The organism is Modestobacter sp. SYSU DS0290, from assembly GCF_054050955.1.
The window spans coordinates 1-26,289 of sequence record NZ_JBJHAI010000014.1; the positions used below are offsets into that span (position 1 = coordinate 1).

A 26,289-nucleotide genomic window follows, 5' to 3' on the forward strand; every position below is an offset into this window, starting at 1 on the left:
GGCAGGACCGTCGCCCGGCCGGTGACCGTCCGCAGCGCGGTGGTGGGGACCGTCCGCAGCGTGGTGGCGGTGACCGGCCCTCGTGGCAGGACCGTCGCCCGGCCGGTGACCGTCCGCAGCGCGGTGGTGGGGACCGTCCGCAGCGTGGTGGCGGTGACCGGCCCTCGTGGCAGGACCGTCGCCCGGCCGGTGACCGTCCGCAGCGCGGTGGCGGGGACCGTCCGCAGCGTGGTGGCGGTGACGGGCCGTCGTGGCAGGACCGTCGGCCCGATCGTGCGGCGGGCCGGCCGACCGGGGGTCAGGACCGCGACGATCGCCGCCCGGCCCGTTCCGGTCCGCCGGACCGTCCGTCGTGGCAGGACCGTCGGCCGGCACGCGCCGAGGGTGGTCAGGAGGACGTGGGTGGCCGTCCTGCGGGCCCGCAGCTGCCCGAGTGGGCAGACCCGCGTGAGCTGGACCCGGCCGTCCGTGCGGCCCTCCGTGGCCTCGACTCCCGCAACTCCGACGTCGTCGGACAGCACCTGGTGGCTGCGGGCGGTCTGCTCGAGGAGGACCCCGAGCTCGCCCTGCAGCACGCCCGGGCCGCCCGGGACCGGGCTTCCCGGCTGGCCGTCGTGCGTGAGGCGGTCGGCGTCGCCGCGTACCACGCGGGGGACTTCGCCGAGGCGGCCCGCGAGCTCCGCGCCTACGCGCGGATGGCCGGTGATCAGAGCTACCGCGCCGTGCTGGCCGACTGCGAGCGGGCGCTGGGGCGGCCGGAGACGGCGCTTCGACTGGTCCAGGAGGCGCTGGAGTCGGCGCCGGAAGGGGAGGAGCTCGTCGAGCTGCGCCTCGTCGAGGCCGGCGCGCGGCAGGACATGGGCGAGGATCGTGCGGCGGCCCTGGTGCTGGAGGCCGCTCTCGGGGGCCGGCCTACCCCGGCGGGTCTCGGCGCCGCCGACCTGGGCCGGCTCCGGCTGGCCAGCGCCTACGCCGACCTGCTCGCCGACCGGGGCGAGGACGACCTCGCCCAGCAGTGGTATGCGGCGATCGCTGCAGCCGACCCCGACGACCTGACCGGCGTCAGCGCGTACTTCGCCGACGACCTCGAGGACGACACCGACGACACCGACGACACCGACGACACCGACGAGTCGTCGGTCTCCGAGGACACCGACGGGAACGCGGTCGCCGACGACTCGCCGTTCCCGGAGGAGGAGCCCTTCGACGAGGAGATGCTCGCGGCGGTGACCGGCCCGGTGACCGACGACGACATCGAGGCGGAGGTCGCCGAGCTGCTGGGTGAGACCCCGCCTCCGGTGGAGCGCGACCACACCCGGCTCTTCCAGGAGGCCCCCGCTCCCGAGCACGAGCAGGACCCGCTGACGGACTGACCTTCGTCGTCCACACCGGCCAGGGCTGTCCACAGCTCGCGGGCAGCCCTGGCCGGCCTGCCCGTCCCCGGTGACGCTTGCGGGCATGAGCCTGGCCGTGATCGACCGGAACGACGTCGTGCTGCGCGGGCGGCTGTCCGCCCCGCCCGAACTGCGCCCGCTGCCCAGCGGGGACACGCTCCTGCTGTTCAAGCTGGTGGTCCGCCGCGAGAACCCGCGTCCGCGGGCGCCGCGGTCGGACGTCCTGACCTGCGTGAGCACCGCACCGACCCTGCTGCGCTACGCCGCTGCCTGGCGCGCCGACGACGTGGTCGAGGTCGAGGGCTCACTGCAACGGCGCTTCTGGCGCACCCCGACCGGTACCGCGGTGGCCTACGAGGTCAGCTGCCGGCGGGGGCGGAAGCTGCAGCGTGCGGGCCGCCGGGTCGCGCGGGAGCCCGCATGACCCGGTCAGTCCTCGTGCGGTCGCAGCACCAAACCGGTGCGCGGCTTCGGCACGAAGAGGGTCGACTTCCGGGGCATGCGGGCCCCGGAGCGGGCGACCGCAGCGACGTCCGCCGGGGCGGGGGAGCGCAGCAGCAGAGCCACCCCGGCCCGTTCACCGGCCAACCGCAGCGCCTGGTCGACGTCGTGGGCGACCAGCACGGAGGTGGGATCGTCAGCCCGGTGCCACAGGTGGCTCAGCAGCCCGTGGTGAGCCAGGACGACGTCCAGCTCGCGCCACGCCCGGGGTGCCTCGGCCGGCACGGTGGCCAGCAGCGACGCCGTCGGGGCCGACAGCTCCACCACCCGGGCGCCGTCGGTCACCAGGAACACCGGGGCGCTCGCGCTGTCCGCGCCGCGTGCCCAACGGCGGCACACCTCGGCCACCTCGCCGTCGGCGGGGGTCACCTCCCGCGCGGTCAACCCGGCGGCAGCGAGGTCGACGGCGGACGCCAGCGACAGGTCCGGCACGACCCGGTGGATCGCCTGCACTCGCAGCCCGCCGGGCCCCATGGGCGTGAGGAGGGCGAGCACGGCGCACCGCGAGGAGCCACCGGTGGTCTGGTGCTCCCGGGCCGCGGCGAACCGGTGGTGGCCGTCGGCGATGACCGCCTGGGTGCGGCCCAGCGCGGCCACCAACCGGTCGACCAGCTCCGTCTCGGTCACCCGCCACAGGCGGTGCGTGACGCCGTCGGGGTCGGTCACCTCCAGCGTGGGTGTGCCCTGCCCGGCGTGCTGCGTCAGCTGGGCCAGCTCCGGTTCCGGGTCGTGCGCCAGCACGATCGGCTCCAGGTCGGTCCGGGTCTCGTCGAGCAGCGCCCGGCGGCCCTCCACAGCCGGGGCGAAGGTGTCCTCGTGCGGCAGCACGGCAGGGGAGCCCGCTGGTGGCACGCGCACCGCGCCGAGCCATCCGGTGGTCGCCGCGGCTGCCGGCACGGCCATCTCGTAGCGCCACAACGCCGGTTCCTCCTCGCGGACGAGCACCCGCTCGGCCAGCCACTGCCGGAGGTTCGCCGCAGCAGCCCGGGCCGAGGCCCGGTCCCGTTCTCCGCGTCCCCCGGGGACGGGGTCGACGTGCGGCAGGATCAAGCGGACGATGTTGTGCGGGTCGGCCTCGGCCAGGCGGTCGCGGCCCCCGACGGTGACCAGGTCGTAGGCCGGCGAGCTCACCCGCGCCAGGTGCGCCGGGTCGTGCTCCCGGTAGACCAGGGCGCGGAAGGGCCGGACGTCGAGACCCGCCGAAGCGGAGGGCGAGACGTCCGCCGGCGGGTTGGGCACCGCCCGATGGTAGGAGCGCGGTGCCGGCCGGCCTGCGGCGGCTGGACGTCGGCGCGGTCGAGCCGGTGCGACGGGGGAGGAGCAGTGGTGGAGGCAGGCCAGCCGGACGGCGGCGTCTACGAGTGGTACCAGCGCGGTCTCCAGCTGCTCGGCAGCGGTCACCCCGACGCCGCAGCCACCCTGCTGGAGCGGGCGGTCAGCGCCGAGCCCGGCTCGCGCAGCGCGCGCGAGGCGCTGGCCCGCGCCCAGTACGACGCCGGCCGGTACCGCGCGGCGATCGACAGCTTCGCCCGGATCATCGAGGCCAATCCGACCGACGACTACGCCCAGTTCGGCCTCGGTCTCGCCGCCAGCCGTGCGGGCGAGCTCGAGCTGGCCGCCGAGCACTTGGCCCTGGCCGTCGCCATGCGCCCCGACCTCACCCACTACGCCCAGGCGTTGCGCGGCGTGCGCGCCCGCCGGGGCCTCGTCCAGGAGCTGCCATGACCTGCCCGACGCCCGCCGCTCGACCCCTTCCCGCGGGCCGATCGGGGGCCGCCGCGTGAGCGCCCGGGAGCTGCCTCCGCTGGCCGCCGGCAGCGACCGCGCCCCGGCCGGCGAGTACGACGTCGCACTGCTCGACCTGGACGGGGTCGTCTACGTCGGCCCGGCGGCGGTGCCCGGCGTGCCGGAGGCGCTCGCTGCTGCCCGCGACCGGGGCATGCGCCTCGGGTTCGTGACCAACAACGCCGCACGCACCCCTGAGCAGGTCGCCGACCACCTCGCCGAGCTGGGCGTCCCCGCGGCGGCCACGGACGTCATCACCAGCTCGCAGGCCGCCGCCTCGGTCGTCCGGGAGCTGGTCGGTGCCGGCGCACCCGTCCTGGCCGTGGGTGGCCCGGGCGTGGCCGCCGCGCTGACCGCTGCCGGGCTGCGGGTCGTCGAGCGGGCCGAGGACGGGCCCGTGGCGGTCGTGCAGGGCTACGGGCCCACGGTCGGCTGGGCGCAGCTGGCCGAGGCCGTGGTGGCCGTGCGCAACGGCGCTCGGCACGTGGCCACCAACACCGATGCCACCATTCCCTCACCGCGTGGGGTCCTGCCGGGTAACGGCGCGCTGGTGGGCGTGGTCAGCGCCGTCACCGGGCAGGCGCCCCTGGTCACCGGCAAACCGGACCCTGCGATGCACGCCGAGTGCGTGCGGCGCACCGGCGCGGCCCGGCCGCTGGTCGTGGGCGACCGCCTGGACACCGACATCGAGGGCGCCCGGCGAGCCGGCGCGGCCAGCCTCCTGGTGCTGACCGGGGTGGCCACCCCGGCGGACCTGCTCGCCGCGGTGCCCGAGCACCGCCCCGACCTGCTCTCCGCCGACGTCGCGGGGCTGCTGACCCCGCACCCCCGGGTGGAAGCGGTCGAAGGCGGGTGGCGGTGCCGCGGCTGGGTGGCCGAGGCCACCGGCGATCGGGTGGTGCTGCGCTCACCCGACGGGGGTGCGGCCGGCGGCGACGGCTTGGACGGGCTGCGCGCCGTCGCCGCGGCCCACTGGGCCGCGGCGGACGAGTCCACCGGCGGCAGTGGCCGGCGGCCGCGGATCAGCGGGGCCGACACCCCTGCCGACGTCGCGCTGGCGCAGTGGGGGCTCGGCGGCTGAGCGCAGTGGCCGGACGCGGGAGGGGAGGACGCCGGGCCCCCGGTGCCGGTACTCGGTGCCGGGTCCTCGGTGCAGGGTCAGAGCATGGCGCGGAGCCGGAGCATGTCGCGCAGTCCCGCCTCCAGCTTCACCCGGCCGCTGGCCCAGGCCGGGGTGAAGGACAGGTCGCCGGCGGTCAGCGCCAGCAGGTCGTCGCTGGTCATGGTCAGCCGGATGTCGGCCTTGGGCACCGCCGGCCCCTCGGGGACCGCGGTCATGTCGTGCACCGCCCCTCGGGCCAGCCGTCCCTGGACCACCTGCCCGAGGTCGGTCAGCCGGCAGGAGACGGTGCGGTCGAGGCCGCGGGCCGCGTCCTTCGCGGCCAACTGGCCGACGAAACCGGTGAGAGCGGTCATGCACTGGTCCAGCGTCGCCACGGAAGGGGTGCCTCCTCCAGCCGATGGCCAGGCAGGTCCCGGCCGGGGCAGTCCGGAGCGGGACGCTACCGGCGCCCACCGACACCGGCGCCGCCCGGTCGTGACCGGCACCGTGTCGCCGGTGGACCGTGTCGCCGGTGGACCGTGTCGCCGGTGCAGCGGGCCGACCGGCGCTCGGTCGGGCCGCGGGGACCCCGCACCGGCCGGTAACCTCCGACGTGGTCCCGCCGCGGCCACCGCCCGGTGGCGGGCCCCGTCCGGCGACCGCCACCACCCGGCGCGCGACGCCGATGCCCTGCACACCCATCCGGGCCGCCCGCCGGCCCGCCGACGGCGCCAGCCCGACACCGCGGAGGAGGACCACCGTGAGCCACCCCGACCGGCCACGCCCGGTGCCCGGCCCCCCGCGCGCACCCGTCGTCCCCCCGCCGGTGCCGGCCGACCGCGCGACCGGCGCCCCTGCCGTACCGGCCGCCCCCGCCGATGACACCGCTCCTGCCCCGGCTCCCGGCTCCCGGTTCGCGGACCTGGCCGAGCGGCCGGTGGCCGAGCACGTGGGGGTCTACGAGGCCGAGCACGAGCGGTTGCAGCGCGAACTGTCGACCATCGACCAGCTCTGATGGCACGTCGCAGCCGGCTCGACGCCGAGCTCGTCCGCCGCGGGCTGGCCCGCTCCCGCGAGCACGCCGTCACGCTCATCGCCGAGGGTCGGGTCACCGTCGCCGGCGCCGCCGCCACCAAGCCGGCCACCGGGGTCGAGGCCGGAACCCCCGTGGTGGTCCGCACCGACCCCGACCAGCCCAGCTGGGTCTCCCGGGGTGCGCACAAGCTGCTCGGTGCGCTGGCGGCCTTCGACGTCGACGTGACCGGCCGGCGGGCCCTGGACGCCGGCGCCTCCACCGGCGGGTTCACCGAGGTGCTGCTCAGTCGCGGCGCGCACGAGGTGGTCGCGGTCGACGTCGGGTACGGCGAGCTGGCCTGGTCGCTGCGCACCGACGACCGCGTCGCGGTGCACGAGCGCACCAACGTCCGCGAGCTCACCCCCGAGGCGATCGGCGGGCCGGTGCAGCTGGTCGTGGCCGACCTGTCCTTCATCTCCCTGCGGCTCGTGCTCCCCGCGCTGACCCGGTGCGCCACGCCGGACGCCGACCTGCTGCCGATGGTCAAGCCGCAGTTCGAGGTGGGCCGGGAACGCCTGGGCAGCGGGGGAGTGGTCCGCGACCCCGCGCACCGCGCGGACGCGGTGCTCACGGTGGCCCGGGCCGCCGCCGAGCTGGGCTGGGGCACCGCGGGGGTGGTGGCCAGTCCGCTGCCCGGACCGGCGGGCAACGTGGAGTTCTTCCTCCGGCTGCGCCGCGACGCACCACCACCGCAGCAGGCCGATGTCGACCGAGCAGTTCAGGAGGGACCGCAGTGACCGAGTGCGCACCACCGCGGGAAGGGGGCGGGGTGCGGCGGGTGCTGCTCGCCGTCCACACCGGCCGTGCCGACATCGTCGCGCTCGCCCGGTCCGCGGCCGCCCGCCTGGACCGGGCCGGCTTCGTCGTCCGGGTGCTGGACGACGAGGCCGAGGACCTGGCCATCCCCGGTGCCGAGGTCTGCGCGTTCGGCCCGCAGGCCGCCGAGGGCACCGAGATCGTGCTCGTCTTCGGCGGTGACGGCACGTTCCTGCGCGCCGCCGAGCTCGCCCGCTCCACCGACGCGGCGATCACCGGGGTGAACCTGGGCCGCGTGGGCTTCCTCGCCGAGACCGAACCCGAGGCGGTCGAGGAGATGCTCACCGCCGTCGAGCGCTGCCAGTACGAGGTCGAGGAGCGGCTGACCCTGGAGGCGACGGTGTTCGACCCCGAGGGGCGGGCCGTCGGCGGCACCTGGGGCCTGAACGAGGTCTCGGTGGAGAAGGTCGAGCGCTCCCGCGTCCTCGACGTCGTCCTCGAGGTCGACGGGCACCCGCTGACCAGCTTCGGCTGCGACGGCGTGCTGTGCGCGACCCCGACCGGGTCCACCGCCTACGCGTTCTCCGCCGGCGGGCCGGTGGTCTGGCCCGACGTCGAGGCGCTGCTGCTGGTGCCGGCCAATGCGCACGCGCTGTTCTCCCGGCCGCTGGTCACCTCCCCGACGTCGGTGCTCACCGTGGCCGTCCCGCACGACGGCGCCCGGGCGCGGGTCTCAGCGGACGGGCGGCGCCTGGTCGAGGTGCCCGACGGCGGCCGCGTGGAGGTGCGGCGCTCGGACCGGCCGGTGCGCATCGCCCGGGTCAACCCCACCTCCTTCGGTGACCGGCTGGTCGCCAAGTTCGGCCTGCCGGTGCGCGGCTTCCGCGACGCCCGCTCGCACGGGCCCGGGCACGAGGCGCCGACCGGGCAGCGCAACGTCCTCACCCGGGACTTCAGCACCGTCGACGGGGCTGCGGCCCGCCGACCCGGGGAGGTGGGCGATGGCGACGCGGACGGCGCGGCGTGAGCAGGCCGCCGCGGCCCCGCCGACGGCGGCGCGCAACGGCGCCCTCACCGAGCTGCACATCCGCGGCCTCGGGGCGATCGACGACGTCACCCTGGAGCTCGGGCCCGGCCTGACCGTGGTCACCGGCGAGACCGGGGCCGGCAAGACGATGGTGGTCACCGGCCTGACCCTGCTGTTCGGCGGCCGTGCCGACCCCGGCCGCGTGCGCGCGAACGGCCGGGCCAGCGTGGAGGGCCGGATCACCCTGCCGGCGGGGTCACCGGTCTGGGCCCGGGCCGCCGACGCCGGCGCCGACCCCGACGAGGACGGCAGCCTGATCCTGGCCCGCACGATCAGCGCCGAGGGCCGGTCCCGGGCGCACCTGGGCGGTCGCACCGTGCCGGTCGGCCTGGTCGCCGAGCTGTCCGAGGACCTGCTGGCCGTGCACGGGCAGACCGACCAGCTGCGCCTCACCCGCCCGGCCGAACAGCGTCGCGCTCTGGACCGCTACGCCGGCCCGGCGCACCTGGCGCTGGTCGAGGAGCACCGGGCCGCCTACGCGCGGTGGCGCGAGCTCGCCGACGACCTGGACCGCCGGCACAGCCAGGCCCGTGAGCTGGCGCAGACCGCCGACGTGCTGCGGCACGGGCTGGCGGAGATCGCCGACGTCGCCCCCGAGCCGGGCGAGGACGAGGCGCTCGACGCCCAGGCCAAGCGGCTCGGCGACGCCGACGCGCTGCGCGTGGTCGCCGACGAGGCGCGGATCGCGTTGGTCGGTGACGTGACCGGCGAGCTCGGCGGCGACGGCGGCTTCCCGGCCGACGCCTCCGCCGCCCTGGCCACCGCCGAGCGGGCGCTGGCGGCCTCCGACGACCCGTCGCTGGTGCTGCTGGCCCGTGACCTGGCCGACGCGGTGGCCGTGGTGTCCGACGTCGCCGTCCAGCTCGCCGGCTACGTGGCCGACCTGGACGCCGACCCGGCCCGGCTGGCCGAGGTGCTGGACCGGCGCGCCGCGATCACCGCGCTGGTGCGCAAGTACGCCGACCCGGGCGCGGGGCTGGCCGGGGTGCTGGCCTGGGCGGCCGACGCGCAGGAGCGGCTGGCCCAGCTCGACGTCTCCGACGAGGCGCTGGAGGCGCTGGCGGCCGAGCGGGACGCCGCCCGCGCCGAGCTGGCGGCGCTGTCCGCCCGGGTCACCGCCGGCCGCCGGGCCGCGGCCGAGGGGTTCGCCGCCGAGGTGGGCGCGGAGCTCGCCGGGCTGGCGATGAAGAGCGCCCAGGTCTCCTTCCGCATCGAGACCGACCCCGACCACCCCGGCGCCGAGGGCGCCGACGAGGTGGCGTTGCTGCTGTCGGCGCACCCCGGCGCGCCTGCCCGGCCGGTGCACAAGGGGGCCTCCGGCGGCGAGCTGTCCCGGGTCATGCTGGCCATCGAGGTGGTGTTCGCCGGTGCCGACCCGGTGCCGGTGATGGTCTTCGACGAGGTCGACGCCGGCGTGGGGGGTCAGGCGGCCGGGGAGATCGGCGCGCGGCTGGCCCGGCTGGCCCGGGAGCACCAGGTCGTCGTCGTCACGCACCTGGCCCAGGTCGCCGCCTTCGCCGACACCCACGTCGTGGTCGACAAGGCGCCGGACTCCGGCGCCGGCGTCACCGCCACCGACATCCACACGGTGCGGGACGAGGAGCGGGTGCGGGAGCTGGCCCGGATGCTGTCGGGCCTGGCCGACAGCGAGACCGGTCAGGCGCACGCCCGGGAACTGCTGGCGGTCGCCGCCCAGCGGCACGCCTGATCGGCGCCGTCCCGAGCAGGGCGCGCTACTGCTGGGGCCGTTCGGCGTAGCCGGCCAGGCCGGTCTGCAACAGCGCCAGGCCCGACCGGCCACGGGCCTGCAGCTCGGCGACCAGCTCCGGGCCGGCGGCACCGGCCAGCACCCGGTCGCGGGCCAGCTCGAGCAGCGCTGCGTACAGCCCCAGCACCGAGTGCGCGGCCAGCCAGGGCTCCAGCCGGCCCGGCTCTGCGCCCGTCTCGGCGGCGAACTCGGCGGCGAGGGAGTCGGTCAGCGCGCCGAGGATCTCCCGTTCACGCACCTGCAGGGTCCGCGACCCACGGATCACCCGGGCCATCTCGGCGACACCGTCGGCCGCCGCGGCGGAGCCGAGCTGGCTGATCGCGGCGACCACGAACCTCCCGGCGGCGGCCGGCGCGGACTCCCCGGCGCGCCGGTGCCGGACGGCGTCCAGCACCGCCTCGCGCATCGGCGGGTCGGCCTCGAAGACCAGCCCTTCCTTCACCGGGAAGTGGTTGAAGACCGTCTTCTCCACGACGCCCGCGCGCTGGGCGATCTGCTGCACGCTCACGGCGTCGAACCCGCGCTCGGCGAACAGCCCGGCGGCGGCGTCGACGATCTCCTCGCGGGTCTGCTGGCGGCGCAGCTCCCGTTTGCTCGGCCCCCCGCGGCCCCGCCGGCGGCGCGGTTGCCCGGCGTCGGCAGGGGCCGGCGCGGTGCCGGTCGCCGCAGGCAGGGCAGCCGTCTCCCGCAGCGGGGGCGGGGCGAAGGCCACCACCTGCCCGGTACGTGCCGCGTCCTCGGCGGGTTCGGCGCCCGTGACCGGGTCGGCCGGTTCGGTGGCGGTGTCGTGCAGGACGGTCGCTGTACCCCGGCTCGCGGAGGCCCCTCCAGTCACAGCAACCACGCTAGTGACGGGCCGGTCCCGTCCCCGGGCAGCGACACCCGGTGCGATCCTCGGCGTGTCGCGGCCGACCCCGTGGCGTTCACGAACTGTGATCGACCGGTCACCCTCGCGCGTCGGGCATCGGGTCCCGACGGCCCGTGGGAGCATCAAGGGATGCGCATCGGCACCCTGCGGCGCGGACGGGCGTCCTCGACGGGACCCGGCGTGACCGGCACCGTCCGGCTCGACCGGCGGACCAAGAACCTCACCAAGCGGCTGCGGCCCGGCGAGGTCGCGGTCATCGACCACGCCGACGTGGACCGGGTGAGCGCCGACTCGCTGGTCGCCGCCAAGGTCGCCGCGGTGGTCAACGCCGCGCCCAGCACCACCGGCCGCTACCCCAACCTCGGCCCCGGGATCCTCGTCGAGGCGGGCATCCCGCTGATCGACGGCGTGGGCAAGGAGGTCTTCGAGACCCTCAAGGAGGGCACGGAGGTCCGGGTCGAGGGCAACCGCCTCTACGCCGGGGACACCGTGGTCGCCGAGGGGGTCGAGCAGACCCGGGAGACCGTCGACGCGGCGATGGCCGAGGCGCGGGCCGGGTTGTCGACGCAGCTCGAGGCGTTCGCCGCGAACACCATGGAGTACATGAAGCGCGAGCGCGCGCTGCTGCTGGACGGCGTGGGCGTCCCCGACGTCCGCACCCGGATCGAGGGCCGGCACGCGCTGGTCGTCGTCCGGGGGTACGACTACAAGGAGGACCTGGCGGCGCTGCGGTCCTACATCCGTGACTACCGGCCGGTGCTCATCGGCGTCGACGGCGGCGCCGACGCGATCCGCGAGGCCGGCTACCAGCCGGACATGATCATCGGCGACATGGACTCGGTCAGCGACGACGTCCTGCGCTGCGGCGCCGAGGTCGTCGTGCACGCCTACGCCGACGGGCGCGCCCCCGGGCTGCAGCGGGTGCTGGACCTGGGGGTCGAGGCGATCACCTTCCCGGCGTCGGCCACCAGCGAGGACATCGCCATGCTGCTGGCCGACGAGAAGGGCGCCTCGCTCATCGTCGCCGTGGGCACGCACGCCACCCTCGTGGAGTTCCTGGACAAGGGGCGCGGGGGCATGGCCTCCACCTTCCTCACCCGGTTGCGCCTGGGCGGCAAGCTCGTCGACGCCAAGGGGGTGAGCCGGCTCTACCGCAGCCGGATCTCCACCCTCGCCCTCACCCTGCTGGTCCTCGCCGCCCTGGCCTCGATCGCGGCGGCGCTGGCCGTCTCGACCGCCGGCCGGGTGTACCTGGACCTGCTCATCGACCAATGGGACAGCTTCGTGTTCTGGCTGGAGAACCTCTTCTCGTGATCGACTTCCGCTACCACCTGGTCTCGCTGATCGCGGTCTTCCTGGCCGTGGCGCTGGGCATCGTCATCGGCACGACCCAGCTCAACGGGCCGGTGCTGACCAACCTGCAGAACCAGGTCAGCCAGCTGCAGGAGGACAAGCGGGGTCTGGAGGACCAGACCCGGGAGCTGCAGGCACAGCTGGCGGAGGACGGCGGCTTCGACGAGGCCGTCGGCCCGGTCCTGGTCGCCGACCGGCTCGCCGGGCGCAGCGTGGTGCTCGTGGTCGCCGGCGGCGAGGTCGACACCGAGGTGGTCGAGGGCGTGACCGCGCTGCTGGGCAGCGCCGGCGCCACGGTGACCGGCACGATCCGGCTCACCGATGCCTACGCCGACCCCTCCACCGCCAGCAGCCTGGAGAGCTACGTCAGCGGCCCGGGGCTGCCGGCAGGGGTGGTGCCCGCGGAGACCGCGGACACCGGCGAGCTCGTCGCCTCGGTGCTGGCGCAGGTGCTGATGGTGCCCGGTGACGGCGACGAGGGCGCCGGCGTCGCACCGGACACCGCCGCCACCTCGCAGGTGCTCGCCGGCCTCGAGGAGCTGGACGTGCTCAGCCGCGACACCACCTCGGTGAGCCCGGCCGACTACGCGGTCGTGCTCACCTCCGGCGGCGTCGAGGGAGAGGACGCCGAGGCGCGCGCCGCGGCGCTGGTCGACCTGGTGACCGCCCTCGACGCCCAGGGTTCCGGGGCCGTCGTCGCCGGTGACGCGGCCGCGACCGAGGAGGGCGGGCTGATCGCCGCCGTCCGGGCCGACCCCGGGGCCAGCGACAACGTGTCCACCGTGGACAACGTCACCGCGCCCGCCGGCCGGATCAGCACGGTGCTGGCCCTGGTCGCCGAGGGCACGGGCACGTCGGGGGCGTACGGGACGGGCGAGGACGCCCAGCCGGTGCCGGCGCCGGTCTCGTGACCCCCCCGGGACGCGCCCGTCGCAGGCTCGCTCTCACCGCCGCCGGGGCGCTCGCGGCCCGGGCCGGTCTCGCCGGCACCGCCGCGCTCACCGCCCGCCCGGCCGGGGCGCGCTGGCGCCGCACCAACTACGCCGGCCGGCCGGTCACGCTGCTCGGCGGCCCGGTGCTGGCCGCCACGGCCACCGGCACCGCCGTGGCCGGTGCCCCCACCGGGCAGCGGGCCGCCGCGCTCGTCGTCGGCGCCGCCGCCGGCCTGGTCGGCGGCTACGACGACCTCGCCGGCGCCCGGCCGGAGCAGGCCCGGGACAAGGGGCTGGCCGGCCACCTGGCCGCGCTGCGCGCCGGCCGCGTCTCGGCCGGCGCGGTGAAGGTCGCCGGGATCGGGGCGGCAGCCGCGGTCGCCGCCGTGCTGACCCGTCGCGGCACCGGCGCCGGGGCGCTCGTCGACGGCGTGCTCACCACCGGGCTCGTCGCCGGGACGGCGAACCTGGTCAACCTGCTCGACCTGCGCCCCGGCCGCGCGGGCAAGGCCGCGGTGCTGCTGGCTTCGGCCACCGCGGGTGGCCCCGCCGGTGGGCTGGTGGCCGGCCCACTGGGGGCGACCCTCGGCGTGCTGCCCGCCGACCTCGGCGAGCGGGTGATGCTCGGTGACTGCGGCGCCAACGCGGTCGGCGCGCTGCTCGGCTTGCGGCTGGCCGCGCTGCCCGGGCGCCCGGCGCGGGCGGGGCTGCTGACCGGCATCGCCGCACTGACCCTGGCCAGCGAGCGGATCAGCTTCACCCGCGTCATCGAGGCCACTCCAGGGCTGCGCGAGCTGGACCGGCTCGGCCGCCGACGGGCGTGAGTGCCCGGCGCGTCGCCGCCGGGGTCGCCGGTGCGGCGCTGCTGATCTCGGCGCTGACCCTGCTGTCCCGGGTGGCCGGCTTCGGCCGCACGGTGGTCTTCACCAACGCGGTCGGCGCGGACACCACCGCGGACACCTACCTCGCGGCCAACAACGTGCCGAACATCGTCTTCGAGGTGGTCGCCGGCGGGGCGCTGGCCAGCCTGGTCGTGCCGATGCTCGCCGGTGGCATCGCAGCGGGGGACCGGGAGCAGGTCCGCCGCACCGCCGGGGCGCTGCTGGGCTGGGCCCTGCTGGTGCTCGTGCCGCTGGCCGCCCTGCTCGCCCTGCTCGCCCGACCCATCGCGACGGTGCTGCTGGGCGGGGACGCCGGGGACCCGGCCAAGGTCGACCTGGCCGCGCGCTTCCTGCTGGTCTTCGCCCCCCAGGTGGTGCTGTACGGCATCGCGGTCGTGCTGACCGGCGTGCTGCAGGCCCACCGCCGGTTCGCCGGCCCGGCGGTCGCGCCGCTGCTCTCCACGCTCGTCGTCGCCGGCACCTACCTGCTGTTCGCCGCCCTCGACGGCAGCCGTTCGGTCGACGGGCTGTCCACCACCGCCGAGCTGGTGCTGGGGGTCGGGACGACGCTCGGCGTGCTCGCGCTGGCGGGCTCCCTGCTGGTGCCGGTGCGCGGACTGGGCCTGCGGCTGCGGCCCTCGCTGCGCTTCCCGGTCGGTGCCGCGCCGCGGGTGCGCCGCCTGGCGCTGGCCGGGGTGCTCACCCTCGCCGGGCAGCAGCTGGTCGCCGTGGTGGCGATCCGGCTGGCCAACGCGGGCGCGCCGGACGGCACCCAGACCGTCTACTTCGCCGGCATGACCGTCTTCCTGCTGCCGTGGGCAGCGCTGGCCGTGCCGCTGGCCACCTCGGTGTACCCCGGGCTGACCGAGCGGGCCGCGGTCGGTGACGAGGAGGGCTACCGGCGCACGCTGGCGCCGGCGGTGGTGCTGACCGTGGTCGCCGGCGCGGTGGCCGCCGCCGGACTGGTCGCCGTCTCCGGGCCGGTCGCCCGGGTGTTCCTCGCCGTCCCCGACGACCCGGGTGCCGCGGGCGCGCTGCAGTCGGCGATCGCCGCCTTCGCTCCGGGGCTCCTCGGCTACGGCCTGGTCGCGCTGCTGTCCCGGGCGCTCTACGCCCGCGGCCTCTGGCGGGCACCCACCGCATGCGTGGCCGGCGGGTGGCTGGTCGCCGTCGCCGCCGACCTGGTGCTCTCCGCCGCGCTGCCGGCGGGGGACCGGGCGCTGGCACTGGCCGCCGGGCACACCGTCGGCGTGACCGTCGCGGGCCTGGCGCTGCTGCTGGTCATCGGCCGGGTGGCCGGCGCAGGCGCGCTGGAGGGGGTGGCGCACGCCGGGGGAGCCGCCCTCGCCGCCGCCGTCCTGGGCGGTGCGGCGGGTCTGCTGACCGGCCGCCTGCTGGGCGCCGACCCGGTGCCCGACGGCGTGCTCGGGGCGCTGCTGTCCGGCAGCGCCGCCGGTGCGGTCGTGCTCGTGGTCGCCGGTGCGATCATGGTGGGCACCGCCCGGCGGCCGCTGCTCGCGGCCGTCGCCGGGCTGCGCGGACCGGCGCGACAGGAGGTGGGGACCGATGGCTGACCCGCAGGGGTCCCCGTTGGCCGACCGGCGGATCGCCGAGGTCCTCGCCACTAGCACCGGCGGGGTCGGCACCCACCTGCGCTCCCTGCTGGCCCCGCTGGGGCGGGCCGGTGCCTCGGTGCGGGTGTGCGGCCCGCAGCCCACCGAGGAGCTGTTCGGCTTCACCGCCACCGGTGCCGACTTCCGCCCGGTCGGCATCTCCGCCGGCCTCGACCCGGCCGCCGACCTGCGCGCCGTGCTCGCGCTGCGCCGGGCGACCGCCGGCGCCGACCTGGTGCACGCCCACGGCCTGCGGGCCGGCCTGGTCGCCGCGGCCGCCCGCCGGCTGGCCGGGCAGCACCGCCGGCCGCTCGTCGTCACCCTGCACAACGCCCTGCCCGAGGGCGGCGGGCTGCGCCGGCGGGTGCTGCAGGTCGCCGAGCGGGCGACGATCCGCGGCGCCGACGTGGTGCTGGCGGCCTCCAGCGACCTCGCCGAGAACGCCCGCCGCCTCGGTGCCCGCGACGTCCGGGTAGCCCCGGTGGCCGCGCCCCCGCTGCCGCCGCCGCAGCGCCCCCGGCCGGAGGTGCGCCGGGAGGTGGGCCTGGACGACGACGTCCGGCCGCTGGTGGTCGCCGTCGGCCGGCTGCACCCGCAGAAGGGCTACGACGTCCTGCTGGACGCGGTGGCCCGCTGGGTGGCCGACCCGCGACTGCAGCCGCCGCCCCTGGTGGCCATCGCCGGCGACGGCCCGCTGCACGCCGAGCTCGCCGCCCGGATCCGGGCCGAGCAGCTGCCGGTCACCCTGCTGGGCCGCCGAACCGACGTCGCGGACCTGCTGGGCGCCGCCGACGTCTGCGTGCTGCCCTCGGTCTGGGAGGCCCGGTCGCTGACCGCCCAGGAGGCGCTGCGCGCCGGGACGCCGCTGGTCGCCTCCCGGGTGGGCGGCATCCCCGAGCTGGTGGGCGACGCCGCCGAGCTGGTGCCGGTGGGCGACTCCGGTGCGCTGGCCGAGGCCGTCGCGCAGGTGCTCACCGACCCGGCGCGGACCGCCCGGCTGGGCGCCGCCGGCCCGCGGCAGGCGGCGAGCTGGCCCGACGAGGCGGCCACCGCCGCCCAGCTCGTCGCGCTCTACCGGGAGCTGCTCGGCCCGCCGCGGGGACGGCGCTGATGGCCCGGGCCGCCCGGGCGGTCGCGGTCCTGGTGCTGCTGTCCGGGGTGCTGGCCGGCCTGTTCGCCGGGACCGCCGCGCCGGCGACCGCCGCGGACGGGGCGGCGGAGGACCGGTGGCGGGCCGACCGGGTGCTCGTGGTCGGGGTGCCCGGGCTGCTGTGGTCGGACCTGGACCCCGAGGCCACCCCGCAGCTGTGGTCCCTGGCCGAGGACTCCGGGATCTCGGCCGTGTCGGTCCGCGCCGCGCGGTCCACCACCTGCCTGCTGGACGGCTGGGCGACGCTGGGCGCGGGCAACCGCGCGCGCTACCCCGGCCCGTTCGAGCCGATCCCACCGGTACCGCTGCCCAGCGCCCCGGTGCCGGAGGAGGGCGAGGAGGAGGGTGCCGCGCCGGCCGCGCCGGTCGACACCACGCTGTCCTTCTGCGGGCTGGAGGAGCAGGTGGCCCAGGTCGGCCTGCTGGAGCCGCGGAGCACCGTCGAGCGGGTGACCCAGGACGCGGCGACGACGCGGTTCGGCGCCCGGCCCGGCGCCCTGGGCGACGCGGTCGACTGCAGCACTGCCGTGGGCCGCGCTGCCTCCCTGGCGGTGGCCGGTCCCGACAGTCGGTTCACCGTCGTCGACCGGCTGCCCGCCGACGGGACCGACGTGGCCGCGCTGCTCGCCGGGTGCCCGTTGACGGCGGTCTCCCTGGACCAGCTGACCGACGCCGGCCGCTCCAGCCAGCAGGAGACCGAGACCGGTACCCGGGCCGAGGCGCGGCCCTGGGCGGTGCGGCAGGTCGACGCCGCCGTCGGGGTGCTGCGCGAGGCCGTCGCCGGGTTGCCGGGGGAGACCCTGCTGGTCCTGCAGGGGGTCTCGGTGGTCAACGACGGACGCCCGCAGCTGCACGTCGGCATGGTCTCCGGGCCGGGCTACGAGCCCGGCTGGCTGAGCTCGGCGAGCACCGGCCGGGCGCCGTTCACCCAGCTGATCGACGTCGCCCCCACCGTGCTGCGGGCGCTCGGCGTGGCACGGCCGTCGTCGATGAACGGGCAGCCGGTGCAGGTGGCCGGCGAGCGCCCGCCGCTGGCCGAGGCGATCACCGAACTCGAACGGGCGAACACCGGGGCGGTGGTGCACCACCGCAGCACCAGCACCTTCTTCTGGACCCTGGTGGTGCTGAACGGGCTGCTGCTGGCGGCCGCGGTGCTCCTCCTCGGGCTGCGCCGGCCCCGCGCCGTGCCCGGCGGGGTCCGCAGCGCGTTGCGGCTGGCCGCCCTGGTCGTCGCGTCGGTGCCGGTGGCCACCTACCTGGCGGGCGTCGTCCCCTGGGAACGGACGGCGAGCCCGCGGGTCACGCTCGCGCTGGTGGTGGCCGGCTCCGCACTCCTCGTCGGCGGGGTCGCCGCGGCCGGGCCGTGGCGGCGCGGACGGCTGGGGCCGGCGGTCGTGGTGCTGGCAGCCACCCTGGTCACGCTCGTCGGCGACGTGCTGTCCGGCTCCCCGCTGGAGCTCAACGGTCTGCTCGGCTACGACGCGATCGTCGCGGGCCGGTTCACCGGGTACGGCAACCTGACCTTCGGGCTGTTCGCGGTCAGCGCGCTGCTGCTCACCGCGGGCGGCGCGGCGTGGTGGGCCCGCCGGTCGTCCGGGACCGGCGGGCCGTCCCGGCTGCGCTGGGCGCTGCCGGTGCTGGCCGCCGGTGTGGTCTCCGTGGTGCTGGTCGGCGCCCCCCCGCTGGGCCGGGACTTCGGCGGGGTGCTCGCCGCCGTCCCGGGTTTCGTCGTGCTGGGGATGCTGCTGGCCCGGGTGCGGGTCACCGTCGTGCGGCTGGCGCTCGTGCTCGCCGCGGCCGTCGTCGTCGTCGGCTCGGTGGCGGTGCTGGACTGGATGGGCCCGGCCGACGACCGCAGCCACCTGGGCCGCTTCGTCGGGCAGCTGATCGAGGGCGAGGCGTGGACGGTGGTCAGCCGGAAGGCCTCGGCCAACCTCGCCATCCTCACCGGCAGCCCGCTGTCCTGGACGCTGCTGGTGGCCCTGCTCGCGGCGATCTGGCTGCTGCGGCCCGGCGGCCGGCTGCGCAGCAGGCCCGGCCGGCCGGCCGCCGGGCTCCCCGGCGCCCAGCTGCGGGTGCTGCGGGCCGGGCTGACCGCGGTGGCGCTGAGCCTCACCGTCGGCGCCCTGGTCAACGACAGCGGCGTCGCGCTGCCGGCCACCGCGGCCACCGTGCTGGTGCCGCTGCTGGTCTGGCTCGCCGCCGGCACCCCCGCCCCCGCGGACGCCGACGCCGTGCCGGGGAGCGGTGCCCCGGGAGCGGAGCCGGGCGACGGTGACCCGCGTGTTAACGTGGGCGTCCGTGGGTCGACTGGCTGAGAACAGCAACCGCGGGTCCCTTCTCCCCAACTCGCAGCCGACGAAGTTCATCTTCGTCACCGGCGGCGTGGTCTCCTCGCTGGGCAAGGGCCTCACGGCCAGCTCGCTGGGTGCACTGCTGTCCGCCCGGGGCCTGCGGGTGACGATGCAGAAGCTGGACCCCTACCTCAACGTGGACCCGGGGACGATGAACCCCTTCCAGCACGGGGAGGTGTTCGTCACCGAGGACGGCGCCGAGACCGACCTGGACATCGGTCACTACGAGCGCTTCCTGGACACCGACCTGAACGGGCGGGCCAACGTGACCACCGGGCAGGTGTACTCCGACGTCATCGCCAAGGAGCGCCGCGGGGAGTACCTGGGTGACACCGTCCAGGTCATCCCGCACATCACCAACGAGATCAAGTCCCGGATCATGGCGGTCGCGGACAGCTCCGAGCGGGTCGACGTCGTGATCACCGAGGTCGGCGGCACGGTCGGGGACATCGAGTCGCTGCCCTTCCTGGAGGCCGCCCGCCAGGTGCGGCACGAGATCGGCCGGGACAACTGCTTCTTCCTGCACATCTCGCTGGTGCCCTACATCGCGCCCTCGGGGGAGCAGAAGACCAAGCCCACCCAGCACTCCGTCGCCTCGCTGCGCAGCATCGGCATCCAGCCCGACGCGCTGGTCTGCCGGTCCGACCGGGAGGTCGGCGAGGGCATCAAGCGCAAGATCAGCCTGATGTGCGACGTCGAGGCCGAGGGCGTCATCTCCTGCCCGGACGCCCCGTCGATCTACGACATCCCGAAGGTGCTGCACCGGGAGGGCCTGGACGCCTACGTCGTCCGGCGGCTCGGGCTGCCGTTCCGGGACGTCGACTGGACCGTCTGGGGCGACCTGCTCGACCGCGTGCACCAGCCCAAGCGCACGGTGACGATCGCGCTCGTCGGCAAGTACATCGACCTGCCCGACGCCTACCTGTCGGTCACCGAGGCGCTCCGGGCCGGTGGGTTCGCGCACCGGTCGCGGGTGGAGATCCGCTGGGTCCCCTCCGACGACTGCGAGACCGAGGAGGGCGCCGCGGCGGCGCTGGCCGGGGTCGACGGCGTGTGCATCCCCGGCGGCTTCGGCGTGCGCGGCATCGAGGGCAAGCTCGGCGCGATCCGGCACGCCCGGGTCAACGGCATCCCGACGCTGGGGCTGTGCCTGGGCCTGCAGTGCATGGTCATCGAGACCGCCCGCAACCTGGCCGGGATCACCGGCGCGAACTCCACCGAGTTCGACCCGGGCACCCCCGACCCGGTCATCTCCACGATGGCCACCCAGCTCGACGTCGTCGCCGGTCGCGGGGACATGGGCGGCACGATGCGCCTGGGCAGCTACCCGGCCGCGCTGGCCAAGGGTTCGGTCGTCGCCGCCGCCTACGGGGCGACGGAGATCACCGAGCGGCACCGGCACCGCTACGAGGTGGCCAACGCCTACCGGGACCGGCTCAGCGAGGCCGGGCTGGTCTTCTCCGGCACCTCGCCGGACGGGACGCTGGTGGAGTTCGCCGAGCTGCCCGCCGACGTGCACCCCTTCTTCGTCGGCACCCAGGCCCACCCGGAGCTGAAGAGCCGCCCCACCCGGCCGCACCCGCTGTTCGCCGCGTTCGTGCAGGCCGCCGCCACCCATCAGGACTCCGCGCGGCTGCCCGTGCCGGACGAGGAGCCGGTGGGCATCTGATGGCACACGACTACGAGGTGCTCGGGTCGGAGGAGGTCTACGCCGGCCGGGTCATCTCGCTGCGGCGGGACACCGTGGCGATGCCCGGCGGCGGGGACAGCGTCCGCGAGGTCGTCCGGCACCCGGGCGCGGTCGCGGTGGTGGCGGTCGACGACGACGACCGGGTGGTGCTGCTGCGGCAGTACCGGCACCCGGTGGGCGAGCACCTGTGGGAGCTGCCGGCGGGGCTGCGCGACGTCGACGGGGAGCCGCCGGTGGAGACCGCCCGCCGGGAGCTGGCCGAGGAGGTGCAGCTGGCCGCCGAGCGCTGGTCGCTGCTCACCACGCACTTCTCCTCGCCGGGCTTCTGCGACGAGCAGGTCGTGATCTACCTGGCCGAGGGCCTCTCCGACGTCGACCGGCCCGAGGGCTTCGTGGTCGAGCACGAGGAGGCGGACATGACCGTCGAGCGGGTGCCGCTCGGCGAGGCGGTGCAGCAGGTGTTCGACGGCACGATCCGCAACGCCGCCGCGGTGGTGGGCGTGCTCGCCGCGGCGCAGGCCCGGACGACCAGCCCCCGGCTGCGCCCGCTCGACGGCGGCTGAGGGAGCCGCGGCCCGCCCGCCGGGCGGGCCGCGGGTTGCCCGCAGCCCGGCAGGCGGGACAAGGTGGCGGGGTGCTGACCCTCGACCAGGCCCTGGAGCTGCTCGCTGCCGCCCGCGCGGAGGCGGAGGCCATCGGCGTGCCGATGTCCTTCGCGGTGACCGACCCCGGCGGTCACCTGGTGGCGGTGGCCCGGATGGACGGCGCCCCGTGGATCACCCCGGAGATCGCGCAGGGCAAGGCCTGGACGTCGGTCGCCTTCCGGGTGCCCACTGACGTGCAGAAGACCCGGATGGAGTTCATGCCCAACTTCGTCTCGGCGCTGACCGCGCTGACCGGTGGCCGGTACACCCCGCAGACCGGTGCGGTCCCGGTGCACGCCGACAGCGCGCTGGTCGGCGCGATCGGTGCGGCCGGCGGCACCGGTGCCCAGGACGAGGCGGTGTGCGCCGCCGCGGTCGCGGCCTGCGGCTACTCGGTGGGCTGATCCGCCCGGCCGTCGTCCCGGGGCAGGTCCAGGCCCAGCCGGCGCAGCTCGAGCGCGGCCAGGTCCCGCACCGCGGCCGGCTCACCGGCCCGCCAGCCCGCCCCGGTGCCCACCGGCAGGCGGGCCAGCTCGGGCAGCGGTGCGGTGGCCATCGCGCGGGCGGCCAGCAGTTCCAGGTCGGTCGGCTCCACCCCGCCGGTGCCCAGCAGCCGGTCGGCCGCCCCGGCCTCCCGCGCCCAGCGGAGCCGGGCCGGCAGCCGGCGCGCCACCAGCCAGCCCACCGGGAGCACGACGAGGACGATCGCGAGGACCGCGGCCAGGGTGTGCACCGCGTCCTGGGTGGTCTCCCCGGCGCCGGTCACCGAGGCGCCGGCCCGCCCGAGCGCCTCGAACGGCCCGGACAGCTCGTCGCCGACCACAGGGACGTCGTCGGCCGCGCCGGCGGCGGAGCCCATCGCCTCGGACAGCGAGCGGCCCAGGCCGGCGATCGCCTCGCCCGGTTCGGCCAGGGTCAGGACCGCGCCGTGCACCGTCCGGGCGACCAGCAGCCACAGCACCGCCCAGAGCAGGACGGTGAGGTCGCCGGCGATCTGCCTGGCCCGGCGGTCGGGGCGGTCGGCGTACAGGCGCATCGGGCGGACTCCGGGGTCGGCGGGGCGGTCCCCGGGATCCTGCGTCACCCCGGCGGGGACGGCGATCCGAGCAAGAACGGTCGGGCGCGGGCGCCCCGTGGGTCGGGAGACTGCTGGGCATGACCGAGGACGTGCCGGCGGGGCGGGACCGGCTGCGTGAGCTGCTCGACGCGGTGCTCGACGAGGGGAACCGCACGCTCACCGAGATGGCCGGGGACGCCTTCGCCTCACCGTGGCACTTCAGCCGCCAGGTGGCCCGGGGCGCGGGGGAGTCGCCGGTGGCGCTGCGCCGGCGCGTGGAGCTGGAGCGGGCGGCCTGGCAGCTGCAGCAGGGCGAGCGCGTCACCGACGTCGCGTTCGCCGCCGGCTACGAGTCGGTGGAGGGCTTCCGCCGCGCCTTCGCCCGGGCCTACGGCCGCTCCCCGGGGCGGCGGGTGCCGGCGCCCGCCCGCGACGGCCACTGGCTCCCCGCGCCCAACGGCATCCACTTCCACCCGCCGACCTCGCTGTGGGTGGCGGGTGAGCCCGGCGCCCGCTCCGGCGACGAGGTCACCGCCCTGCTGGTGCACCACGCCCTGGACGACACCCGCGCGCTGCTGGCGGCGGCGTGCGGGCTCCCGGAGGAGGAGTACCGGCGCCCGCGCGCCCCCGGGCTGCAGGTGCTGCCCTGGGACGGCCCCGAGGAGTCGCTCGCCGCCGTGCTGGAGCACCTGGTGTGGACGACGGAGGTCTGGCTCGCCTCGGTCGAGGGCGCCGACCACCCACCCCGCGGTGCCGACGACCCTGCTGCCCTGCTCGGCCGGCACGACGACGCCGCGCCCCGCTGGCTGGCGTTCGTGCGTGAGGTCTCCCGCCGGGGGGCCTGGGGCGACCGGCTCGTCGACGCGCTCTGCGACCCGCCCGAGACGTTCGTGCTGGGCAGCGTGGTCGCCCACGTGCTGACCTTCGGCGCGCACCGGCGGCTGCTGGCGCGCCACTGGTTCCGCGCGGCCGGGGTGCCGGTCGACGCGGGAGACCCGATCGACTGGCTGAGCAGGAGGACCCCGTGACCCGCACCGTCTACTACACCGCCACCTCGCTGGACGGCTTCATCGCCGGCCCCGACCACTCGCTGGACTGGCTGCTGAGCCGGGACAGCGACGCGGACGGGCCGATGGGCTACGCGGCCTTCATCGCCGGCGTCGGCGCGCTGGCCATGGGCGCGGCGACCTGGGAGTGGGTGCGCGCGCACGACCCCGGCTGGCTGCCGGAGCGCCCCGCGTGGGTGTTCACCCACCGCGACCTGACGGCCCCGTCCGGCGCCGACGTGCGGTTCACCGCCGAGGACCCGGCGGCGGTGCACGCCGCGATGAGCGAGGCGGCGGGTGGACGCGACCTGTACCTGGTCGGCGGCGGGGACCTGGTCGGGCAGTTCGCCGACCGGGGTCTGCTCGACGAGGTGGTGGTGTCCGTCGCGCCGGTGACCCTGGGCGGCGGCGCCCCGCTGCTCCCGCGCCGGGTGGAGCTGGAGGTGCTCGAGTGCGCCCGCAACGGGGAGTTCGTCTGCGTGCGGTACGCCGTGGCCCCGAGCCCGGCCTGACCCAGGTCAGCGGCCGATCGCGTCGAGCTCGGCGACGTCCTCGGCGGAGAGCCGGAGCCCGGCGCCGGCCACGTTCTCCCGCAGGTGCGCCGTGGACGAGGTGCCGGGGATCAGCAGCACGTTCGGCGACCGCTGCAGCAGCCAGGCGAGGGCGACCGACATCGGCGTCTCGCCCGCCCGGTCCGCGACCGCGGACAGCGCCGCGGACTGCAGGGGGCTGAAGCCACCGAGCGGGAAGAACGGCACGTAGGCGATCCCGTCCGCGGCGAGGTCGTCGATCAGCTCGTCGTCGTGGCGGTGGGCGAGGTTGTACATGTTCTGCACGCACACCACCGGTGCGATCGACCTCGCCTCGGCGACCTGCTCCACGGTCGCGTTGCTCACCCCGAGGTGCCGGACCAGGCCCTGCTGCTGGAGCTCGACCAGCGCCTCGAACGGTTCGGCGAGGGAGCCGGCGACGGGCCCCTCGGCGTCGCCGAGCCGCAGGTACACCAGGTCGAGCACCTCCAGGCCCAGGGTCGCCAGGTTCTCGTGCACCTGACGGCGGACGTCCTCCGGCCGGCGGGCCGGCGGCCACCCGCCCTGCGCGTCCCGGGTCGCGCCGACCTTGGTGGCGATGTGCAGCGACTCCGGGTAGGGGTGCAGTGCCTCCCGGATCAGCTGGTTGGTGACGTGCGGCCCGTAGGCGTCGCTGGTGTCGATGTGGGTGATGCCGAGCTCGACGGCCTCGCGGAGGACGGCGAGGGCGCCGTCGTGGTCGGCCGGCGGGCCCATGACCCCGGGACCGGCGAGCTGCATCGCGCCGTAGCCGAACCGGGGAACGGTCAGGTCGCCCATGGTCCAGCTGCCGCCGGGGAGAGTGGTGGAGAGCGTGCTCATGTCCTGCCTTCCGGGATGGGTGGTGGTGCCGGTCGACTCCCGGTACGAGGATGGTCAGGCGACTCCCCGACGGGAAGCAGGCACCTGGAAGTGCGTAGGGCACCCAGGGGGAAGAGGAGCGGTGCATGGCGACGACGACGGCGGCCCAGCAGCGGGCGCAGGAGAAGGCGGAGTACGACGCGTTCCTGGCCGGCTGCCCCAGCCGCCAGCTGCTCGACCGGATCTCCGACAAGTGGGTCACGCTGGTGCTGGCCGCGCTCGGCAGCGGTGGCCCGCACTCCGACGGCGGACCGTGCAGTGGCGAGCCGCGGGCGATGCGGTACTCGGAGCTGTCCCGCCAGCTGGCCGGTGTCAGCCAGAAGATGCTCACCCAGACGCTGCGCTCGCTGGAGCGCGACGGGCTGCTCACCCGCACCGTCACGCCGACGGTGCCGGTCACGGTCAGCTACGAGCTGACCGGCCTCGGCCTCTCGCTGTACGAGACGATCCGCGGCCTCAAGGCGTGGGCCCAGCAGCACATGGACGAGGTGCTCGCCGAGCGCGCGGCCTACGACGCCCGGGTCGGCTGAGGCCGGACGACGACCGGCCGCGCGTGGCCGCTGACACACCACGGTGACCGTCGGTGCCTACACTCCGGCCGAGGCGGCTGCGACCGGGCCGCTCAGACGCGGTGGCACCACCGACACCCCGGTGGCTCCCGCCGAGACCGGGGGTCGGAGCAGATGCGGGTCGGAGTCGCCCGAGAGGTCAAGAACCGTGAGTACCGGGTCGCGCTGACGCCATCGGGCGTCACCGAGCTGGTGGCTGCCGGGCACGAGGTGCTCGTCGAGCACGACGCCGGGGCCGGGTCGTCGATCCCGGACGCCGACTTCACCGCCGCCGGGGCCCGGATCGTGCCCTCCGCCGACGACGTCTGGGCCGACGCCGACCTGCTGCTCAAGGTGAAGGAGCCGGTCGCCGAGGAGTACGGCCGGATGCGCCCCGGGCAGACCCTGTTCACCTACCTGCACCTGGCCGCCTCCCGCGCCTGCACCGACGCGCTGCTCGCCGCGGGCACCACCGCGATCGCCTACGAGACGGTGCAGACCGACGGCGGGGCGCTGCCGCTGCTCGCCCCGATGTCGGAGGTGGCCGGCCGGATGGCCCCGCAGGTCGGGGCGCACACCCTGGAACGCGCGCAGGGCGGGCGGGGCGTGCTGCTCGGCGGCGCCCCCGGGGTGCACGCGGCGAAGGTCGTCGTCCTGGGGGCCGGCGTCTCGGGGATGAACGCGGCCACCATCGCCCTGGGCATGCAGGCCCAGGTCACCGTGCTCGACCGCGACCTGGAGAAGCTGCGCGCCGCCGACCGGCTCTACCGCGGGCACCTGCAGACGGTCGCCTCCAACGCCCTGGAGGTCGAGCGGGCGGTGCTGGAGGCCGACCTGGTCATCGGCGCCGTGCTGGTGCCCGGCGCCAAGGCGCCGACGCTGGTCAGCGACGAGCTGGTCGGCCGGATGAAGCCGGGGTCGGTGCTGGTGGACATCGCCGTCGACCAGGGCGGCTGCTTCGAGTCGACCCGCCCCACCACGCACGACGACCCGACGTTCGGCGTCGCCGACTCGGTCTTCTACTGCGTGGCCAACATGCCCGGCGCGGTGCCGCACACCTCCACCTACGCGCTGACCAACGTGACCCTGCCCTACGTGCTGGCCCTCGCCGCGCACGGCACCGACGCCGCGGTGACGGCGGACCCGGCGCTGGCCCGGGGGGTCAACGTCGCGGCCGGCCGGCTGGTGCACGAGGGCGTGGCCGCGGCGCACGGGCTGCCGTGGGAGCCGCTGGCGGAGGTGCTGTCCTGACGGT

27 protein-coding genes are annotated in these 26,289 nt (G+C 76.6%); 21 read left to right on the forward strand and 6 right to left on the reverse strand.

Annotated elements, in window-relative coordinates; genetic code table 11:
- On the reverse strand, nt 1-575 hold a 575-nt coding region (locus tag ACI795_RS12600), incomplete at its 3' end, for a hypothetical protein (RefSeq protein ID WP_457075857.1).
- On the opposite strand from ACI795_RS12600, the gene ACI795_RS12605 reads away from it, so the two are divergent.
- Both ACI795_RS12605 and ACI795_RS12610 read left to right on the forward strand, forming a co-directional pair.
- A complete protein-coding gene (locus ACI795_RS12605) occupies nt 525-1,373 on the forward strand; it encodes a tetratricopeptide repeat protein (RefSeq protein ID WP_457075858.1) in 849 nt (282 codons plus the stop codon). The genes ACI795_RS12600 and ACI795_RS12605 overlap by 51 nt on opposite strands.
- An 85-nt stretch (nt 1,374-1,458) precedes the next feature.
- Nucleotides 1,459-1,818 carry a single-stranded DNA-binding protein gene (locus ACI795_RS12610; protein ID WP_457075859.1) on the forward strand — a complete coding sequence of 120 codons (360 nt, stop codon included), beginning with the start codon at nt 1,459-1,461 and terminating at the stop codon, nt 1,816-1,818.
- Between the two features lie 5 nt (nt 1,819-1,823).
- Here the strand turns inward: ACI795_RS12610 and ACI795_RS12615 are convergent, their stop codons facing one another.
- Entirely contained in the window at nt 1,824-3,134 is a 1,311-nt protein-coding gene (locus ACI795_RS12615) for a DUF1015 domain-containing protein (RefSeq protein ID WP_457075860.1), read from the reverse strand.
- 87 nt (nt 3,135-3,221) lie between these two features.
- Between ACI795_RS12615 and ACI795_RS12620 the strand changes: the two genes are divergently transcribed.
- Nucleotides 3,222-3,620 carry a tetratricopeptide repeat protein gene (locus ACI795_RS12620; RefSeq protein WP_457075861.1) on the forward strand — a complete coding sequence of 133 codons (399 nt, stop codon included), beginning with the start codon at nt 3,222-3,224 and terminating at the stop codon, nt 3,618-3,620.
- A 55-nt stretch (nt 3,621-3,675) separates the two neighbouring features.
- Nucleotides 3,676-4,761: an HAD-IIA family hydrolase gene (locus ACI795_RS12625; RefSeq protein ID WP_457075862.1), complete on the forward strand. Its 1,086-nt coding sequence runs from the start codon at nt 3,676-3,678 to the stop codon at nt 4,759-4,761.
- Between the two features lie 77 nt (nt 4,762-4,838).
- Here ACI795_RS12625 and ACI795_RS12630 read toward each other — a convergent pair whose 3' ends face one another.
- The gene (locus ACI795_RS12630; RefSeq protein ID WP_457075864.1) at nt 4,839-5,156 is read right to left on the reverse strand and encodes an alkyl sulfatase C-terminal domain-containing protein; all 318 of its coding nucleotides are present in this window, start codon (nt 5,154-5,156) and stop codon (nt 4,839-4,841) included.
- Nucleotides 5,157-5,542: 386 nt separating this feature from the next.
- Between ACI795_RS12630 and ACI795_RS12635 the strand changes: the two genes are divergently transcribed.
- The 4 genes from ACI795_RS12635 to recN are packed head-to-tail and all read left to right on the forward strand — an operon-like array spanning nt 5,543 to nt 9,408.
- Nucleotides 5,543-5,797, forward strand: a complete 255-nt coding sequence (locus ACI795_RS12635) for a hypothetical protein (protein WP_457075865.1) — start codon at nt 5,543-5,545, stop codon at nt 5,795-5,797.
- Nucleotides 5,797-6,594 carry a TlyA family RNA methyltransferase gene (locus ACI795_RS12640; RefSeq protein ID WP_457075866.1) on the forward strand — a complete coding sequence of 266 codons (798 nt, stop codon included), beginning with the start codon at nt 5,797-5,799 and terminating at the stop codon, nt 6,592-6,594. The genes ACI795_RS12635 and ACI795_RS12640 overlap by 1 nt, the downstream gene beginning before the upstream one ends.
- A 41-nt stretch (nt 6,595-6,635) precedes the next feature.
- The gene (locus tag ACI795_RS12645; protein ID WP_457075867.1) at nt 6,636-7,640 is read left to right on the forward strand and encodes an NAD kinase; all 1,005 of its coding nucleotides are present in this window, start codon (nt 6,636-6,638) and stop codon (nt 7,638-7,640) included.
- Nucleotides 7,615-9,408, forward strand: coding sequence for a DNA repair protein RecN (recN, locus tag ACI795_RS12650; protein ID WP_457075868.1), 1,794 nt, complete (start codon nt 7,615-7,617; stop codon nt 9,406-9,408). The genes ACI795_RS12645 and recN overlap by 26 nt, the downstream gene beginning before the upstream one ends.
- Before the next feature lie 25 nt (nt 9,409-9,433).
- Here recN and ACI795_RS12655 read toward each other — a convergent pair whose 3' ends face one another.
- A complete protein-coding gene (locus ACI795_RS12655; RefSeq protein ID WP_457075869.1) occupies nt 9,434-10,303 on the reverse strand; it encodes a TetR/AcrR family transcriptional regulator in 870 nt (289 codons plus the stop codon).
- A 213-nt stretch (nt 10,304-10,516) separates the two neighbouring features.
- Between ACI795_RS12655 and steA the strand changes: the two genes are divergently transcribed.
- The 9 genes from steA (at nt 10,517) to ACI795_RS12700 (ending at nt 21,357) form a co-directional block, all read left to right on the forward strand.
- Entirely contained in the window at nt 10,517-11,650 is a 1,134-nt protein-coding gene (steA, locus tag ACI795_RS12660; RefSeq protein ID WP_457075870.1) for a putative cytokinetic ring protein SteA, read from the forward strand.
- Nucleotides 11,647-12,600: a copper transporter gene (locus ACI795_RS12665; protein ID WP_457075871.1), complete on the forward strand. Its 954-nt coding sequence runs from the start codon at nt 11,647-11,649 to the stop codon at nt 12,598-12,600. Before steA ends, ACI795_RS12665 begins: the two co-directional genes overlap by 4 nt.
- A complete protein-coding gene (locus tag ACI795_RS12670) occupies nt 12,597-13,445 on the forward strand; it encodes a hypothetical protein (RefSeq protein ID WP_457075872.1) in 849 nt (282 codons plus the stop codon). Before ACI795_RS12665 ends, ACI795_RS12670 begins: the two co-directional genes overlap by 4 nt.
- Nucleotides 13,442-15,076: a murein biosynthesis integral membrane protein MurJ gene (gene murJ / locus ACI795_RS12675; RefSeq protein WP_457075874.1), complete on the forward strand. Its 1,635-nt coding sequence runs from the start codon at nt 13,442-13,444 to the stop codon at nt 15,074-15,076. Before ACI795_RS12670 ends, murJ begins: the two co-directional genes overlap by 4 nt.
- Nucleotides 15,069-16,226, forward strand: a complete 1,158-nt coding sequence (locus ACI795_RS12680) for a glycosyltransferase family 4 protein (RefSeq protein WP_457075876.1) — start codon at nt 15,069-15,071, stop codon at nt 16,224-16,226. The genes murJ and ACI795_RS12680 overlap by 8 nt, the downstream gene beginning before the upstream one ends.
- Nucleotides 16,226-18,583, forward strand: coding sequence for a hypothetical protein (locus ACI795_RS12685; protein ID WP_457075877.1), 2,358 nt, complete (start codon nt 16,226-16,228; stop codon nt 18,581-18,583). The genes ACI795_RS12680 and ACI795_RS12685 overlap by 1 nt, the downstream gene beginning before the upstream one ends.
- On the forward strand, nt 18,567-20,288 hold the full coding sequence (locus tag ACI795_RS12690; RefSeq protein ID WP_457075879.1) for a CTP synthase: 1,722 nt from the start codon (nt 18,567-18,569) through the stop codon (nt 20,286-20,288). The genes ACI795_RS12685 and ACI795_RS12690 overlap by 17 nt, the downstream gene beginning before the upstream one ends.
- Nucleotides 20,288-20,872 (forward strand): NUDIX domain-containing protein, encoded by a 585-nt coding sequence (locus ACI795_RS12695; RefSeq protein ID WP_457075880.1) that lies wholly within the window; start codon nt 20,288-20,290, stop codon nt 20,870-20,872. The genes ACI795_RS12690 and ACI795_RS12695 overlap by 1 nt, the downstream gene beginning before the upstream one ends.
- Before the next feature lie 71 nt (nt 20,873-20,943).
- Complete coding sequence (locus tag ACI795_RS12700) at nt 20,944-21,357, forward strand: GlcG/HbpS family heme-binding protein (RefSeq protein WP_457075881.1); 414 nt, start codon at nt 20,944-20,946, stop codon at nt 21,355-21,357.
- Here the strand turns inward: ACI795_RS12700 and ACI795_RS12705 are convergent.
- Nucleotides 21,342-21,989 carry a hypothetical protein gene (locus ACI795_RS12705; protein ID WP_457075882.1) on the reverse strand — a complete coding sequence of 216 codons (648 nt, stop codon included), beginning with the start codon at nt 21,987-21,989 and terminating at the stop codon, nt 21,342-21,344. The two genes, ACI795_RS12700 and ACI795_RS12705, sit on opposite strands and share 16 nt — an antisense overlap.
- A gap of 119 nt (nt 21,990-22,108) precedes the next feature.
- Here ACI795_RS12705 and ACI795_RS12710 point away from each other — a divergent pair, with 119 nt between their 5' ends.
- Together ACI795_RS12710 and ACI795_RS12715 are read left to right on the forward strand one after the other, a co-directional pair.
- Nucleotides 22,109-23,038: a helix-turn-helix domain-containing protein gene (locus tag ACI795_RS12710; RefSeq protein ID WP_457075883.1), complete on the forward strand. Its 930-nt coding sequence runs from the start codon at nt 22,109-22,111 to the stop codon at nt 23,036-23,038.
- Entirely contained in the window at nt 23,035-23,568 is a 534-nt protein-coding gene (locus tag ACI795_RS12715) for a dihydrofolate reductase family protein (RefSeq protein ID WP_457075884.1), read from the forward strand. Before ACI795_RS12710 ends, ACI795_RS12715 begins: the two co-directional genes overlap by 4 nt.
- Nucleotides 23,569-23,574: 6 nt before the next feature.
- Here the strand turns inward: ACI795_RS12715 and ACI795_RS12720 are convergent, their stop codons facing one another.
- Entirely contained in the window at nt 23,575-24,447 is an 873-nt protein-coding gene (locus ACI795_RS12720; protein WP_457075885.1) for an aldo/keto reductase family oxidoreductase, read from the reverse strand.
- 125 nt (nt 24,448-24,572) lie between these two features.
- Here ACI795_RS12720 and ACI795_RS12725 point away from each other — a divergent pair, with 125 nt between their 5' ends.
- Both ACI795_RS12725 and ald read left to right on the forward strand, forming a co-directional pair.
- A complete protein-coding gene (locus tag ACI795_RS12725; RefSeq protein ID WP_457075886.1) occupies nt 24,573-25,016 on the forward strand; it encodes a winged helix-turn-helix transcriptional regulator in 444 nt (147 codons plus the stop codon).
- A gap of 153 nt (nt 25,017-25,169) precedes the next feature.
- On the forward strand, nt 25,170-26,285 hold the full coding sequence (gene ald, locus ACI795_RS12730) for an alanine dehydrogenase (protein WP_457075887.1): 1,116 nt from the start codon (nt 25,170-25,172) through the stop codon (nt 26,283-26,285).
- Nucleotides 26,286-26,289 lie beyond the last annotated feature (4 nt).